Below are 14,146 nucleotides of genomic sequence, written 5' to 3' on the forward strand. Positions count from 1 at the left end.
GATGCGAGGGCGCCCGGCCCCACCGCTCGTACAGTTGAGGCATGCACGGCACGGAGCTGTCGGAACTGGACGCGCGTATCGCCGGCTGCCGGGCGTGCCCGCGGCTGGTGACCTGGCGCGAGGAGGTCGCCCGCACCAAGCGGGCCGCGTTCGCCGACCAGACCTACTGGGGCCGCCCGGTCCCCGGGTTCGGACCGGCGGACGCCTCACTGCTCATCGTCGGGCTCGCACCCGCCGCCCACGGGGGCAACCGGACAGGGCGCATGTTCACCGGCGACCGGTCCGGTGACGTGCTCTTCGAGGCGCTGTATGACGTAGGGCTCGCCTCCCAGAAGACCGCGCTGCGCGCGGACGACGGGCTGGAGCTGTCCGGCGTCCGCGTGACCTCTCCCGTGCACTGCGCCCCGCCCGCCAACAAGCCGACCCCCTTGGAGCGGGACACCTGCCGACCATGGCTCGTGCAGGAACTGCAACTGCTGCGACCGTCCCTTCGTGCCGTCATCGTCCTCGGCGCCTTCGGGTGGCAGGCGGCGCTGCCCGCCTTCGCCGAGGCGGGGTGGACGGTGCCGCGGCCAAGACCCGCGTTCGCCCACGGCGCACGCCTCACCCTCCGGCCCCAGGCAGTGACGCTGGAGCCGGACACCGCACAGGCTCCGGCCGGTCCCCTCGAGCTCTTCGGGTGCTTCCACGTCAGCCAGCGCAACACCTTCACCGGCCGACTCACACCCGAGATGCTCCGCGATGTCCTGCACACGGCCGGGCAGGCCGCCGGCCTGCCCACACGGGAGCCCAGCCCCGGCGGCCGCCGCACATAGGACGCCCCGAGGGCTTGCGGGCGATGGCAGCAGGCGCCGGCGGTTCCGGGGAAGAGGCCGCGTTCGGTGAGCTGCTCGAATTCGGGCATCCGAGACCTGCACGGAACAGACAGCCGGCTTGTCCACCCGAGACACGGCGAACTGGTTGACGAACACCAGGACGTCGACTGGGTCCCATGACGGGTCCAGGTGACCGCCATGGCCGGCGGCCCTCACTTCTTGATGTCGTTGAGCGAGCCGAGCCGGCGGGACAGGGCGTCCAGGCGATCAGTGATGAGGGCCAGACAGTCCGGGCACCAGCGTTCACCGGGCTTGTCCAGGTCCAGGGGCACATCCTGCTTCGGTGCCGGGAGCACGATGCCGTCAGTGTCAGAGCAGGCGATGGCCTGGAACTCATTCACCGTGTCGCCGACAGGCTTGTGCCACACCAGGGTCTCGGACCGGCCCTCGGTGACCCGCCCTCGTGTTGCGAGCATGATCAGTATCCTCACTTCTCGGTGTGTTCGAGCGCGGCCCGAAAGACGGCCAGCGTCTCCGTATCGCGGATCCGATGTCCCTGCACCTTCCCAGATCCGGGTCCGAGAGCGATGAGCGGGGACTTCAGGCCATTGTCCCACCATCCTTCTGTGGCAACCCTCTTGAGGACGCGGGCGAAGGAACCGGCGCGACCCCGAAGGCTGGAGCCGTCGAAGAGGCGCGCGTTCGGTGTTCCAGCCGGGGTCGCGGCGCACGGCGGCTCGGTGCTTGTCGAGGAAGTCGAGGTGATCGCGCTCAAACTCGAGGGTCGCATCCTTCACGCTGACGACGATCTCCATACGGGGCCCCGGTTGCAGAAGACGCAGATATAGCCGAGTGGACCCGTGCCGCGCCGGTGCTCCGTCAGGGACGGTCTATTCACGTTTAGTTGAACCCGCACGTGGGTTGCATCCGACCGGCTGGCGACAATGCTCGCGTATACCTGATCAAGAGTTGAGCCGAGGGAGACAGGCGTGCACCTGCCGGACCTGACCCACCTGACATACAGACAAAGAGCCGAGCGCCTCGCAGACGAAGCCGTACGGGCCCTGCGTCAAGACCGACTCATCGACGCTACCGCGCTCGCCGCAGTCGCAAGCGCCCACGCTGCCGTAGCCAACGATCAGACAATGGAAGACGTCGTCGAAACGCCCCTGGGCATCCCGTTGTCAGTCACGAGGAACCCGCGGGCCCGGGACGTCACCACCTTCCTGAGACAGCACGCCAGCCGGCCTGTGTCGAACGCAGAAGTCAAGAAGGCCTTCGGCTACAACGACGCAGAGGCAGGCAACGCCCTCCGCGATGCCGCGTCGCTCGGCCTGGCCGTCAAACTCGGACGCGGCGTGTGGCAGGCAACTTGACATCTCCCCCAGCTGAAGCAGAGGGATTCCTTCATCGCGGAGTGAACTTTCTGCTTCATCGACAGCCGCTGCCCCGAATGAACGGCGAGGGACGTTGGTACGCCCAGCAGTCTTACGCCAGCTCCACAGACCTGACATCCCGCCAGCCCGGCGGTAGACCCAGCCAGCTTGGTTATCGCCAGCCGGGCAGGGTCGAGCATACAAGTCGCGGACGGCGCGTGGGACGGGTATCCGCCCAGAGGGCGAATCCCCGCTCGCTGCCCTGCTCCGCACGAGTCCGTTTCCTCTCCACCCTGAAGAGCGGAGTATCCACGGAGGAATCCCGATGAGCACCGAGAACCTGCCAGTCGCAGCCAGCCGAATACAGCTCACAGCCGAGTTCGGCCACAAGCTTCACGCGCCTGACCGCCCCCGACAGTGCCAGCAGCACTCACGCAACCGACCGACACGAAAGCGGTTGAAGCGCCGTTCCACGACGTTGCGCCCTTTGTAGAGATGCATGTCGAAGGCCGGTGGGCGCCCGCACCGGTTGCCGTCCCGGAGCCGGTTGCGGACCTGGTCGGCCCGCTCGAAAACGGTGTGGCTGATGCAGCGGCGCCGTAGCCAGGTCCGGATCCCCCTGGAGCTGTAGCACTTGTCGCCCAACACGTGGCAGGCCGGACCCCGGGGGGCGGCCCGAACCGATGCGAGGCATCCGGATCGCCGCCATCACGGTGGTGAGCTGGGTGCGGTCGTTGGCTTTCCCGCCGGTGACCACGTAGGCAAGCGGACGTCCGACGACATCGCGGGCCAGATGGATCTTGCTGGTCAGTCCGCACGAGCCGTCCAGGGCACGCCAGCGAAACCGCGTGTGCAGCGTTACCCACAGCGGCCCCTGCCGCCCGGGCACATCACGCCAGGCCTTGCCCGTCCGGAGCTTCCGCGCGATCCCGTTGAGCACGGTTCGATCGTCCGACCGCTTCCGCCCACGCAAAGACTCAGGCAGCAACGGCACGGACGAACTCCCTCTCGCCATCAGATAGTTCATGGTGACGTATCACCCGACCGTGTTCCACTAATCAAGATCATTTGAAGACGCGTCCCGGCGGCCCGAACGCCGGCGGGACCTTCGAAAACGTGCATCCTGGTGACGACGACGTTCCGCTCACCAGAGAACGTGCAGACTCGCCGTCGCGAACACCGCCGTCACCCAGGTCCACAGCACGGTGAGACCGGCATGTCCCCCGGTGCGCAGGCGGTGGCCGCGCCACAGACGCGGGGAGAAGTAGGCGAATTCCATGATCCAGCGCAGGCCCCAGAAAAGAGTCTGGGCGCACAGCAGAAACGTCGGCAGGGGCGCGCCGGTGAGGAGGTCCGGGGCGAACGCCAGCGGGAGAGTGCCGAGCAGCGCGCAGGTCAGGGCGATGAAGACGAGGTGGGCGTAGGAGACCTGGCGGGTCAGCAGGCTGCTGGCGCGCAGATCGGCGGGCCAGCCCAGGATGCGCGGCAGCGCGGTGTGCACCAGCCCCATGACGATGAGGGCAAAGCCGACCAGACGCAACTGTCCGGTGAGAGTGAGGAGTTGGGCCATCTCTATTCCTTGGTGAAGGCGAATGCCGCGATCAGGTGGGCAAGACGGCGCTCGGCCGTGGGGCGCAGTCCGGCGTGGGCGGCGAGGCGCAGCCATTCCGCGCGGGGCAGGAAGTGCCAAGCGCCGGGCCCGAACGCGGCTATGTTCGCGATGTCCCTGAGGTGTTCGGCAAGGATGAGTGTGCCGCCGGGGCGCAGTATCCGGCCGCATTCGGCGAACAGGTTCTCCCGCTCTCGCGCCCGGCGCAGTTCGTGTGCGGCGAAGACCAGCAAGATGGCGTCCGCCCCGGCTGTGGGGAGCGGCAGCGTGTCAGGGCGGCCCTTCAGTGCGTGGGCGGGCGGCGGCACGCGGCGCCGTGCGCGGCGTATGGAGCCCTCACTGGTCAGTGCCGGGTCGTACAGGTCGACAGCGGATTGCCGTGCGGCCGGCCAGCGTACGGCGAGGGGGGCGCTCACCTCGTCGAGGCCACAGCTCACCACCGCGTACGCGGACGGGGCGCGGGGCAGTAGTGACGCCAGCCAGTGGTAGGCGTACAGGTCCGAACGGTCGTAGACGTACCAACTGGCCGCCGTGGCCGTGCCGAGAAGCGTGATCGCCGCGCCGGATCCGGAACGGGCAAGGCGGCGCAAAGGGCGCGGCAGGTGCCCGGCGATGGCGGCTGCGCCCGCTGCGATGGCCAGGCCCGCCGCGTACTGGGGCCAGTTGTAGGCGATGACGTCGCGGGCGCCTGAGTGTCGTCCGCTCATCGCCGGCCGCCTCTCTCGCTGCGGCGCACACCGGAGTGCCAGCCGTAGTCGACGCTGTCGATGTGGAATGCGTTGGCGAGCACGGGTCGGGTTCCGGCGAGCGGGCCGTGACCGAAGAAGGTGAGACGGCGCACGTCAACCGTCACGGGCTGCGGGTCCCATCGCGTGCGAAATGCCTTGATGACGATCACGGAGCGGGTCTGCGGCTCGTACTCGAAGGTGTACGGCAGTGGCCCGGCGAAGCGCCGCGCGGCGCGCTCGTCGGTGAACGGGCTGTTCGGCGGTAGCGGCGCCGGGGTGTTGCGCAGGTCGGCGCGCACATCCAGATCGGCGTGCCCGTCGGCGGTGTCGACGCAGAACTCCAAGGTGCTGTCCGTGACCTGTGAGCGTATGCGGGCCAGGCGGTAGTTGTAGCGGGTGAGCAGGTTGCCGCCGAGCTGCATGAAGCGGGTGTCGGTGTCGCTGCGCAGGATGCGCAGGCCGCGCATAATGCGGCCTCCAGGGGTCGGGAAGCGGGTGAAGACGCGGTAGCCGGTCAGCAGGAAGTCGCGGCCGAGGCGGGCGGGCAGACCGGCCGGCCGCAAGGCGCGGGTATCGACCAAGGCGGCGGCCACGAAGCCGTACTCCACGTCCTGTGCGTTGGCTCGATAGGTGTCGAGTTCGAGGACCGGCGGCACGAGCGGGCGCAGCACCTCCGCAGGCAGGGCGTACGTCAGGACGAGGGAGTGCGCGAAGTGGGCGCGTATCGGTAGGGGGTGACGCTGTATCAGGTATGACGGGCTTCTCACGGATTGATCCTTCTGTCGTTGGTGCCGTCCGGGTTTGCGCCCAAGCGGACTACGCGTACGACGCCCCACAGCGCGGAGCGGTCCTGTGCCGCCCAACCGGCCCCGGCCGGTCCCGGTTCGCGGAAGCTGCGCAGGACGACGATGCCGCCGGGGCGTACGGCTGCGCGCAGTTGTCCGGCGAAGGCTGGACCGGGACCGTCGAGCACGTTCGACAGGGTTACGGCGTCATATCCGCCGCGCGGCGAGCGCTCCAGGACGTCCACCACGTCGCCCTGGACGAGGCGGACATCCGGAGCGTGCACCGGCACTGCGCCGGGGTGTTCAGTGCCCACGAACAGCCGCCACAGCCAGGGGTTGCGGACATTGGGATGACGGGCGACCGTCCGCTCCAGGCGCTGCCGGAACACTTCGTCGAAGCGCGCTGGGACCACTGACGTGAATGAGGGACGCAACGCCATCGCGAGCGCCCCGCCCGGCCGCAACGCCCATCGCATCAGGCGGCGCAACCCGGGTCCGTCCAGGTCCCTGCGCCAGCACCGAACCTGCCGGGTGGGATCGTCCAGAGCGAGGAAGGTGCGCAGCGCGGCCTCACGCCACGCGAACAGCAGTGTCCCGGCTGCGCCGCGCCCCAGCCGCATCAGTGCCTCCGCGGCGCCTTCGACGCTCGCGCCGCCCGCAAGGCGTGCGCGGGCATAGGCGAGCTGCACCGGGTTGATGTCCACGGCCGTCACGTCATGGCCGGCCCGGTGCAGGGCGGCCGCGGTGTCGCCCGCTGAGGCGATGCACAGCACCCGCGAGCGCGATGCAGGCAGGACGCCGAGCTCGACGCCGTAGTCCTCGTACATCCGCCCGAACAGCAGACGCGGGCCCCCGAAACCCCCGAGGATTCTGCCACCGGTCCATGGGGTGGCGCTCATCGGGCCGCCGCCTTCGCAGACGTTTCCGCGACCAGCCAGACCAGCGCGACGAAGGCCAGATTCTGTGTGAGCAGACGCCCGGGCTCATCGATCTGCCCCCGGCTGAACAGCAGGCCACCCGCATTGAACCCCGACACGAGCACCGTCTGCACGAATGCGGCGGCCCGCGCTCGCCGCCCCGACAGTACCCAGAGACCGAGCACCACTTCCGCAAGCCCGATGACCACCAGAGCCGTCGTCACCGCCCGGGCCGCAAGGAACGGCACATCCCCCACAATGGCCCGCTGGTCGGCCCGCCCCGGCCAGACCTTGCACCACCACCCTTCGTAGAACCACACCAGGGCAACCGCCCCACGCGCGGCACCCCCCAATCCTCGTTGCCCCTGCACCACATGACGGCCTTGAGATTTGGCCGGACAGCTCATGCGCACCCCACCGATCCGATAAGTTGAACGCGTTCAAGAAAACCATACGGATCGTGGGCGCGGGGGATCTTGCATGCGACGGACCATCAGGACCAGGACAATCGGCGGGGTGTTCGCCGACATCGTGGGGGTCGCCGGGATCGGCGCGTACAACCCCTACGAGGGGCCGACCGGGGGCAGCTCAGGCAGCGGCGACGACCTGACCGCGCACGCGGCACAGGCCACATCCCCCACCCTCGGCGCCCGAAGCCCTGCCACCGCGCCGGGCTTCCTCGCCTCCTGCGCCAGAGGCGGCCGAGAACGGCGTGCCGCCCTTCACTGACGACGAGGCCGCTAGCGAGCTCCTGCGTGCCGCACTCGCCGGCGCCGATCAGCTGCCAGGTTGAGCGGTACCTGATTGGAGGGGCCGGGCTGCCCGACCAGAGGAGGTTCTCGGTGACCTGCGGCCGGTGCACGACAACGAGCTACGGGACGGGAAACAACACCATGGGAAGTGATCGCACGGGCCGATCCGGCCTGATGGGTCACAGCCCCGCTCCCGGAGAGTTGGGGACCCTACGGCGGGACTCGGCCAGAGCCTTCGGGATGGCCGGTGCGTTCTGGGCGGCTTCCGCCGCCGCAGTGTTCTCGCAGATCGTAGAGCCCCGAACTGGCCGGCGGCCTCCCTGGAGGCCATGTGGAATGCATGCACCGCGGGCCAACTGTCGCGCTCAAGGACCGGATAGGGCACTCAACCCCGGCTCAGCCAGGCGGATGTCTCGATCAGCGCCGCTCCGCCGCTGCCGTCTGCGGATACAGCACCGCGAAGATCCGCTCGAAGCGGGCCGTCATATCGTCTGCGCTCTGTTCGGGGTGGTGCCTCCACCAGGCGACCGCCGCGCTCACGGTCCCGTACCACAGGTGGGTGGCAAAGTCGGCGTCGAGGGGCTCGCCCGCCTGCGACGAGTCGAGGAACTCAACCACACCGACCGCTCCGAGGCGGTTGAGCTCCTGCCGGTAGACGGCAGCGGCCGCATGAAGGGGCCCCTCGGCCGGCAGCGTCGTGTCGTAAACAAGCGCCCAGTCGTGCACGCGTGACTCCAGCGCCCGGAAGATGGCCTCCAGGGTGCGAGCGGCACGCGTGAGACCCGAGGGGCCCTTCTGCGCCACGGCCACTGCCTCGACAAGGCGGGAGCCGGCATGCTCCAGGCAGGTCAGGTAGAGGCCGTCCTTGGACCGGAAGTACTCGTAGATCATGGGCTTACTGATCCCCGCCTGCGCCGCCACCACAGCGGTCGACCCGCGCGCATACCCCTTGGTACCGAACTCGTGTGCCGCCGCGTCCAGGATCAGCTGCTCCCTGTCCGCGCGAGGCATCCCCTTCGTCCCGACCGCGCGGGCGGCTTTCTCCTGCTTGCTCATGGTCCCGATCCTATGCCAATGTGACCGCCAGGTAACTTACCCGGTGTTCAGATCGGTGGTGCGGCAATGAGCGGCAAAACGCGTTCGTGGTGGGGATGGGGAAACGTCGAAGACGCCGTGACGGGTGCGGAGCGGGCGGAGATCACCCGACGTACCGCTGAAATGCTGCCGGGCGCTGACCTGACGGTGCACGAGGCCCCGCCGGTCGAATCGTTCGAGGTGGGCCCGAGCCGCATCCAGGCGCCGCAGGGCCTGGCGTCGCTCGCGTCCGCCGATGTGCGCAACCGGCTTGCGCACAGTCACGGGCAGGCATTCCGCGACATCGTGCGAGCGCTGCTGGGGCAACTGCCCCACGTGCCCGACCTCGTGATGCGCCCGACCTCGGAGGACCAGGTCGTCCGCGTCCTGGACTGGTGCAGTGACGGCGGTATCGCAGTCGTCCCCTTCGGCGGCGGCTCCTCCGTGGTGGGCGGCGTCGAACCAAGGGTAGGCGACCACTACGCCGGCGTGGTCAGCCTGGACATGAGCTCGATGGACCAGGTTCTGGAGATCGACCGCACCAGCCGGGCCGCGCTCGTGCAAGCCGGAGTCTTCGGCCCCCACCTGGAGGACCAGCTCCGGCCTCAGGGGTACAGCTTGCGGTTCTTCCCCCAGTCCTTCGAGTTCTCCACCCTCGGCGGCTGGCTGGCCACCCGGGCGGGAGGCCATTTCGCCACCAACCTCACCCACATCGACGACCTCACCGAATCAATGCGGGTCATCGCTCCCAGCGGGGTCATCGAGTCCCGCCGGCTCCCGGGCTCGGGCGCCGGGCCCTCCCCCGACCGGATGTTCCTCGGCTCGGAGGGTTCACTCGGCGTCATCACCCAAGCGTGGGTGCGTCTTCAGGACCGGCCGCGGTGGCGTGCGGGGGCCTCGGTGAGCTTCGTCGACTACGACGCCGGCGTGCGCGCGGTGCGCGCCCTGTCCCAGTCCGGGCTGAACCCGGCGAACTGCCGTCTCCTGGACCCCACGGAGGCGTTCATCAACGCCGGTGCGCCGACGGCTGTGCTGGTGCTGGGCTTCGAGTCCGCCGACCACCCCGTCAACGCTTCGATGGAACGGGCACTGGAACTGTGCCGAGACCACGGCGGCACCCTGACCGAGGAGCCGCGCTACACCGACACCGCCGGCCAGGCCGCTCGGACCGGGGCTGCCGACACCTGGCGCAACTCCTTCGTGCGCATGCCCTACCAGCGTGACGCCCTCGCCTCCCAGGGCATGATCGTGGAGACGTTCGAGACGGCCTGCACGTGGGACCGGTTCGACGCCCTGCGAGCCGCTGTCAACGCCGCAGCCCAGGACGCCATGCGCCAGCTCGGCACCCCAGGCGTCGTGACCTGCCGCTTCACCCACGTCTACCCCGACGGCCCGGCCCCTTACTTCGGTATCTATGCCGCGGGGAAATGGGGCACGACCGTAGAGCAGTGGGACGAGATCAAGTCCGCAGTGTCCGATGCGCTGATCAGCAACGGGGCAACCATCACCCACCATCACGCGGTGGGCCGCGACCACCGCCCCTGGTACGACCGCCAGCGCCCCGACCTCTTCGCCGCAGCCCTCCAAGCCGGCAAGACGGTCCTCGACCCGTCCGGAATCCTCAACCCCGGTGCAGTCATCGACCCCCTGCGCACCAGCTGACCCGGCACCGGCCCCCTGCTCCTGCTCAGCCGCCGACGGCCCAAGCGCGCCGGCGCCGCACCCTGGCAACGCGTAGTCGAGGATCGCCTCCACCTGGTGCGCGTCCGCGTCCGCCGTGAACTCAAGGAAGAGACTGACGTCACCGCCTCCTCCTGGAAACACCTCGGAATCTGGGCCATGACGCTCACTTCAACAGCCCGCCTCAACCTGTTCCTGGCCCAGAACTCACGCTCGGACCTCAGGAACCGACCGACAGATGGCTCGGAGCGCCTGCGGCTTGAGCACCGGCGGCATGAACACCGATCCGCTGGCACCAGTCGCGGCGTCTACGACTACGTCTACGTCTACGTCTGCAGTGGTGCCATGGATCGGGTGGCTCGCTGCGAGGCCGTCTGCGACACCACGCGGAGTGTGTGTGGCCCTTGTCCGGCCATCACCGTCACCGTAGTGTCCGGGGGTGTCAGGGCGAGAGCGAAGGGCAGGCATCGCCCGTCGGCGGCACGATGGACTTTGGTGGTGAACCCTCCGCGGGAACGTCCCAGACCTTCGCCGATCTGGCCACCTCCTCCAGCCGGCGGCCCGTCTCCGGAGTCTCGGGTCTGCCTGGTTCGCGCCCCGGCCGCCGCTATTTGAGGCGGTCCGACAGGCGGACCTTTCCTCGCGCCGGCGGCATGCTGGTGAGCCCGCACCACTGTTCAGTCCTCCGCCCCCGTGCCTGGGTCCTGCGTCGTGTTCCACTCGGTCCCAGGAGGGCGGCTACCCACCCTGCAGGGCAAGCCAGTTCAGAGTTCACCCGGTCGTGCATCAGACCCCTTTGCGGCGCAAGGCCTGGTCGACGAGGTAGTCAAGGTGTACGACTTGGTGTCCGCGGCCTTCTGCGGCGGCCGCGCTGGTGAGTGCTTGGCTCACGTGTGTGAGCGGCGCCGCCGTGGCCACCGAGGCGCCGGCGCGCAGGGGCCGCCATGGTCGGTCCGGCCTTCGCGGTGCTCTGCCCGCTCGTCGGCCGCGAGGGCCGGAGGCGACGTCGGCGCACCACGGATGTGGGGGTGCACCCCTGTGTGCAACTGCACCTGGTCGTGCTCCAGGACGAGCACCTCAGCGAGTCCTCAAGAACGTCAGGGGAGCAGACAGAAGCACACGGCTGCGCATATCGAAGCGTCGACCCAGCCGCACCATTGCCCTGGCTGAGTCCTGTCGCGCATCCGATGCCGTGATGCGAGGTGGCGGCCGTGGCACCTGAGGACGGTGGCGACTGCGGTCGGGTGCCCCGACTTGCCTGATTGCCCAAGACGGCCTGGGTATACGGCACTTCTATGGCCCCTTGACTCGCCGGTCCCGCAGTCTGGCATCCGACCGGCCGCTTGCCGGGACGCGCCGCCCGCGTGGGGCTGAAACCCGCTGGTACCCGGGCAAACATCGCGCGGGCGTGATCATCGGATCGAGTTAATGTCCCCAACTTCCCATGGTCCACGGGGCTAAGCGGCCGTTAGCGTTCACCTGGTTCCGGACGGATTCCCCGTCATATACCCCTCTTTCCTCCTGTTGTCCGATGACGCCCACATACGCGCTATCACCGCCCTGAACAAGGAGAGATCGCCCGATGACTGTTGACTCGAGCCAGGAAGCGCGACCGGAGTCGCCCCAGCAATCCAGCCTCGGCACGGCGGCCGCCCGCAACCTCGCCACCACCACCAAGTCCGCCCCGCAGATGCAGGAGATCACCTCTCGCTGGCTGCTGCGAATGCTCCCCTGGGTAGAGACCAAAGGCGGGGTCTACCGGGTGAACCGTCGCCTGACCTACACCGTCGGCGACGGGCGCGTGGAGTTCGTCCAGGACGGCGCCGACGTCCGGGTGATCCCGCGCGAGCTCGGTGAACTGGCCCTGCTGCGCGGCTTCGACGACGTGGAGGTGCTTACTGCCCTCGCCGATCGTTGTGTCCAACGCGACTTCCGGGCCGGCGAGACGCTGGTGGAACGCGGTGCTCCCGCGGATCATCTCCACCTGATCGCCCACGGCCGCATCAGCCGCACCTCCGTCGGCGAGTACGGCGACGAGGTCGCGCTGGACGTACTGGCCGATGGCGACCGGTTCGGGGACAACGCCCTGCTGGACGGGAACGCCCCTTGGGAGCACACCGCCACCGCCGCGACCTCGGGCACCCTGCTCACCCTGTCTCGCGCCGACTTCGAGGCCGTGCTGTCCACGGCGCCGGGTCTGCGGGACCATATCGGAGCGTTCACGTCACTCCCCCGCCAACGGCAGAACCACCGCGGCGAGGCGGAGATCGCGATGTCGGCCGGCCACACCGGCGAGCATGAGCTGCCCGGCGCGTTCGTCGACTACGAACTGAATCCGCGCGAGTACGAACTCTCGGTCGCCCAGACCATTCTGCGGATCCACACGAGGGTCGCCGACCTCTACAACGAGCCGATGAACCAGACCAAGGAGCAACTCAGGCTGACCATCGAGGCGTTGCGCGAGCGTCAGGAGCACGAGCTCGTCAACAACAAGGAGTTCGGCCTGCTCAACAACGCCGACTTCAAGCAGCGCATCCAGACGCACTCCGGCCCGCCGACCCCGGACGACCTGGACGAGCTCCTCTGCCGCCGCCGCGGGTCGAAGTTCTTCCTCGCCCACCCGAAGACCATCGCGGCGATCGGGCGCGAGTTCAACGCGCGCGGGCTCTATCCGGACCACGTCGACCTCGGTGGTCAGCAGGTCCCGGCCTGGCGCGGGGTTCCGATCCTCCCCTGCAACAAGATCCCCATCACGAAGGAGAAGACCAGCTCGATCCTCTGCATGCGTACCGGCGAGGACAACCAGGGCGTCATCGGTCTTCATCAGACGGGTCTGCCTGACGAGTACGAACCGGGTCTGTCGGTCCGGTTCATGGGCGTCAACGAGCAGGCCATCACCTCCTACCTCGTCAGCACCTACTACTCCGCCGCCATCCTCGTGCCGGACGCGGTGGGCGTTCTGGAGAACGTGCAGATCGCCCGCTGGCCCCGGTAGCGGGTCTGGCCTGCATGGCCCGGTGCGATACCCCGGACCGTCCGGGTCGGTCGCGCATACCTGAAAGGCCCCGGGACAGCCGCCCACCCACGAAGGAGCCATCGATGCCCGCGCCTGAGCCGACACCTCCGCAGTCGAGCCTGCCGGCGACCGCTGCCCACTTCGGGGCGCACGTCCTCACTGAAGCCGCGGCCCGTGCCTGCGATATCAAGGCTGCCCTCGGCGGCCCACCCTGCGTGCCGTCCATGCCCGCACCACCTGCGGTTTCCGTGCCGGCATCGCCTCCCCCCGACGCCCCGACGGCTGTGGTGGCGACTCCGATCCCTGACCTGGAACGGACCCTGCGCCCCAACGGCCTGGGCACGGCGGGCCTGCGCCTGATCCCGCGGGAGCAGCTGCCGACGCCTTCCAAACCGTCGTCAGCCACGGCAGGAGGCAGGCCGATCCCGGGCCTCTACCACCACCAGGTGGCTGAGCCCGACCCGGTGCGAGTCGAAGAGGTAAGCCAAAGAATCAAGTCCTGGGCGTTGGACGAAGTGTCCCTGTATCCCGAGGACTGGGAGGAGCAGTTCGACGGCTTCTCCGTGGGCCGCTACATGGTCGGCTGCCATCCGGACGCACCCACCATCGACCACCTGATGATCGCCACACGCCTGATGGTGGCCGAGAACGCGGTGGACGACTGCTACTGCGAGGACCACGGGGGCTCGCCCGTCGGCCTCGGCGAACGCCTTCTGCTGGCACACACCGCACTCGACCCCGTGTACACGACGGAGGAGTACCAGGCGCCATGGGCGAAGTCGCTCCATGCGGACGCGCCTCGGCGCGCCTACCGCTCCGCCATGGGCTACTTCGGCCAAGCCGCCAGCGCCTCCCAGACCGATCGATACCGGCATGACATGGCCCGGCTTCACCTGGGGTACCTCGCCGAAGCAGCCTGGGCCCAGACGGACCACGTACCCGAGGTGTGGGAGTACCTCGCGATGCGCCAGTTCAACAACTTCCGCCCCTGCCCGACCATCACCGACACCGTCGGCGGCTACGAACTGCCGGCGGACCTGCATGCCCAGAGCGCCATGCAGAAGGTCATCGCACTCGCGGGAAACGCGACGACCATCGTGAACGACCTGTACTCGTACACCAAGGAACTCGACGCTCCCGGCCGGCACCTGAACCTGCCCGTCGTGATCGCCGAACGTGAGGGCCTCTCCGAGCGGGACGCCTATCTGAAGTCGGTCGACGTCCACAACGACCTCATGCGCGACTTCGAGAGCAACGCCGCGGCCCTGGCCGCCGATTGCCCCGTCCCGACCGTGCAGCGCTTCCTGCGAGGCGTTGCCGCCTGGGTCGACGGAAACCACCACTGGCACCAGACCAACACCTATCGCTACAGCCTGCCCGACTTCTGGTAGGAA

The 14,146-nt window shown here is 68.7% G+C and carries 14 protein-coding genes and 1 pseudogene; 6 read left to right on the forward strand and 9 right to left on the reverse strand.

Going from position 1 to position 14,146, the window contains the following annotated elements; translation table 11 throughout:
* Window positions 1-41: 41 nt before the first annotated feature.
* On the forward strand, window positions 42-815 hold the full coding sequence (locus OG456_RS39125; protein ID WP_266569847.1) for a uracil-DNA glycosylase: 774 nt from the start codon (window positions 42-44) through the stop codon (window positions 813-815).
* Window positions 816-1,027: 212 nt separating this feature from the next.
* Here OG456_RS39125 and OG456_RS39130 read toward each other — a convergent pair whose 3' ends face one another.
* Complete coding sequence (locus OG456_RS39130; RefSeq protein ID WP_266569848.1) at window positions 1,028-1,291, reverse strand: hypothetical protein; 264 nt, start codon at window positions 1,289-1,291, stop codon at window positions 1,028-1,030.
* Between the two features lie 513 nt (window positions 1,292-1,804).
* On the opposite strand from OG456_RS39130, the gene OG456_RS39135 reads away from it, so the two are divergent.
* Window positions 1,805-2,191: a hypothetical protein gene (locus tag OG456_RS39135; protein WP_266569849.1), complete on the forward strand. Its 387-nt coding sequence runs from the start codon at window positions 1,805-1,807 to the stop codon at window positions 2,189-2,191.
* A gap of 430 nt (window positions 2,192-2,621) precedes the next feature.
* On the opposite strand, the gene OG456_RS50920 is transcribed toward OG456_RS39135, so the two are convergent.
* From OG456_RS50920 to OG456_RS39160, 6 genes are all read right to left on the reverse strand, one after another.
* Complete coding sequence (locus tag OG456_RS50920; RefSeq protein ID WP_354006144.1) at window positions 2,622-3,218, reverse strand: transposase; 597 nt, start codon at window positions 3,216-3,218, stop codon at window positions 2,622-2,624.
* 117 nt (window positions 3,219-3,335) lie between these two features.
* Window positions 3,336-3,761, reverse strand: a complete 426-nt coding sequence (locus tag OG456_RS39140) for a hypothetical protein (RefSeq protein WP_266569850.1) — start codon at window positions 3,759-3,761, stop codon at window positions 3,336-3,338.
* Between the two features lie 2 nt (window positions 3,762-3,763).
* Window positions 3,764-4,507 carry a methyltransferase domain-containing protein gene (locus tag OG456_RS39145; RefSeq protein ID WP_266569851.1) on the reverse strand — a complete coding sequence of 248 codons (744 nt, stop codon included), beginning with the start codon at window positions 4,505-4,507 and terminating at the stop codon, window positions 3,764-3,766.
* Window positions 4,504-5,295: a DUF2071 domain-containing protein gene (locus tag OG456_RS39150; protein ID WP_266569852.1), complete on the reverse strand. Its 792-nt coding sequence runs from the start codon at window positions 5,293-5,295 to the stop codon at window positions 4,504-4,506. Before OG456_RS39150 ends, OG456_RS39145 begins: the two co-directional genes overlap by 4 nt.
* Entirely contained in the window at window positions 5,292-6,212 is a 921-nt protein-coding gene (locus tag OG456_RS39155; RefSeq protein WP_266569853.1) for a DUF3419 family protein, read from the reverse strand. The genes OG456_RS39150 and OG456_RS39155 overlap by 4 nt, the downstream gene beginning before the upstream one ends.
* Window positions 6,209-6,550 (reverse strand): DoxX-like family protein, encoded by a 342-nt coding sequence (locus OG456_RS39160; protein ID WP_266569854.1) that lies wholly within the window; start codon window positions 6,548-6,550, stop codon window positions 6,209-6,211. The genes OG456_RS39155 and OG456_RS39160 overlap by 4 nt, the downstream gene beginning before the upstream one ends.
* A 160-nt stretch (window positions 6,551-6,710) precedes the next feature.
* Between OG456_RS39160 and OG456_RS39165 the strand changes: the two genes are divergently transcribed.
* Window positions 6,711-6,959, forward strand: coding sequence for a hypothetical protein (locus tag OG456_RS39165; RefSeq protein ID WP_266569855.1), 249 nt, complete (start codon window positions 6,711-6,713; stop codon window positions 6,957-6,959).
* A gap of 440 nt (window positions 6,960-7,399) precedes the next feature.
* Here the strand turns inward: OG456_RS39165 and OG456_RS39170 are convergent, their stop codons facing one another.
* Window positions 7,400-8,038, reverse strand: a complete 639-nt coding sequence (locus OG456_RS39170) for a TetR/AcrR family transcriptional regulator (RefSeq protein ID WP_266569856.1) — start codon at window positions 8,036-8,038, stop codon at window positions 7,400-7,402.
* 66 nt (window positions 8,039-8,104) lie between these two features.
* Here OG456_RS39170 and OG456_RS39175 point away from each other — a divergent pair, with 66 nt between their 5' ends.
* Window positions 8,105-9,718 carry an FAD-binding oxidoreductase gene (locus OG456_RS39175; RefSeq protein WP_266569857.1) on the forward strand — a complete coding sequence of 538 codons (1,614 nt, stop codon included), beginning with the start codon at window positions 8,105-8,107 and terminating at the stop codon, window positions 9,716-9,718.
* A gap of 458 nt (window positions 9,719-10,176) precedes the next feature.
* Here OG456_RS39175 and OG456_RS39180 read toward each other — a convergent pair.
* Window positions 10,177-10,419, reverse strand: a pseudogene (locus OG456_RS39180) (hypothetical protein); the annotation flags it as partial.
* Window positions 10,420-11,318: 899 nt separating this feature from the next.
* On the opposite strand from OG456_RS39180, the gene OG456_RS39185 reads away from it, so the two are divergent.
* A complete protein-coding gene (locus OG456_RS39185) occupies window positions 11,319-12,731 on the forward strand; it encodes a family 2B encapsulin nanocompartment shell protein (RefSeq protein ID WP_266569858.1) in 1,413 nt (470 codons plus the stop codon).
* Between the two features lie 104 nt (window positions 12,732-12,835).
* Window positions 12,836-14,143: a family 2 encapsulin nanocompartment cargo protein terpene cyclase gene (locus OG456_RS39190; RefSeq protein WP_266569859.1), complete on the forward strand. Its 1,308-nt coding sequence runs from the start codon at window positions 12,836-12,838 to the stop codon at window positions 14,141-14,143.
* The last annotated feature ends 3 nt before the right edge of the window (window positions 14,144-14,146 follow it).

It is taken from the genome of Streptomyces sp. NBC_01446, assembly GCF_026340095.1.
Taxonomy (GTDB): Bacteria; Actinomycetota; Actinomycetes; order Streptomycetales; family Streptomycetaceae; genus Streptomyces; species Streptomyces aureus.

What these genes read in the sequence shown, in the direction of transcription:
- OG456_RS39155 (WP_266569853.1), bottom strand. Translation starts at nt 6,212, where the DNA reads ATGAGCGCCACCCCATGGACCGGTGGCAGAATCCTCGGGGGTTTCGGG.
- OG456_RS50920 (WP_354006144.1), bottom strand. Translation starts at nt 3,218, where the DNA reads ATGAACTATCTGATGGCGAGAGGGAGTTCGTCCGTGCCGTTGCTGCCT.
- OG456_RS39190 (WP_266569859.1), top strand. Translation starts at nt 12,836, where the DNA reads ATGCCCGCGCCTGAGCCGACACCTCCGCAGTCGAGCCTGCCGGCGACC.
- OG456_RS39185 (WP_266569858.1), top strand. Translation starts at nt 11,319, where the DNA reads ATGACTGTTGACTCGAGCCAGGAAGCGCGACCGGAGTCGCCCCAGCAA.
- OG456_RS39170 (WP_266569856.1), bottom strand. Translation starts at nt 8,038, where the DNA reads ATGAGCAAGCAGGAGAAAGCCGCCCGCGCGGTCGGGACGAAGGGGATG.
- OG456_RS39165 (WP_266569855.1), top strand. Translation starts at nt 6,711, where the DNA reads ATGCGACGGACCATCAGGACCAGGACAATCGGCGGGGTGTTCGCCGAC.
- OG456_RS39145 (WP_266569851.1), bottom strand. Translation starts at nt 4,507, where the DNA reads ATGAGCGGACGACACTCAGGCGCCCGCGACGTCATCGCCTACAACTGG.
- OG456_RS39175 (WP_266569857.1), top strand. Translation starts at nt 8,105, where the DNA reads ATGAGCGGCAAAACGCGTTCGTGGTGGGGATGGGGAAACGTCGAAGAC.
- OG456_RS39140 (WP_266569850.1), bottom strand. Translation starts at nt 3,761, where the DNA reads ATGGCCCAACTCCTCACTCTCACCGGACAGTTGCGTCTGGTCGGCTTT.
- OG456_RS39130 (WP_266569848.1), bottom strand. Translation starts at nt 1,291, where the DNA reads ATGCTCGCAACACGAGGGCGGGTCACCGAGGGCCGGTCCGAGACCCTG.
- OG456_RS39125 (WP_266569847.1), top strand. Translation starts at nt 42, where the DNA reads ATGCACGGCACGGAGCTGTCGGAACTGGACGCGCGTATCGCCGGCTGC.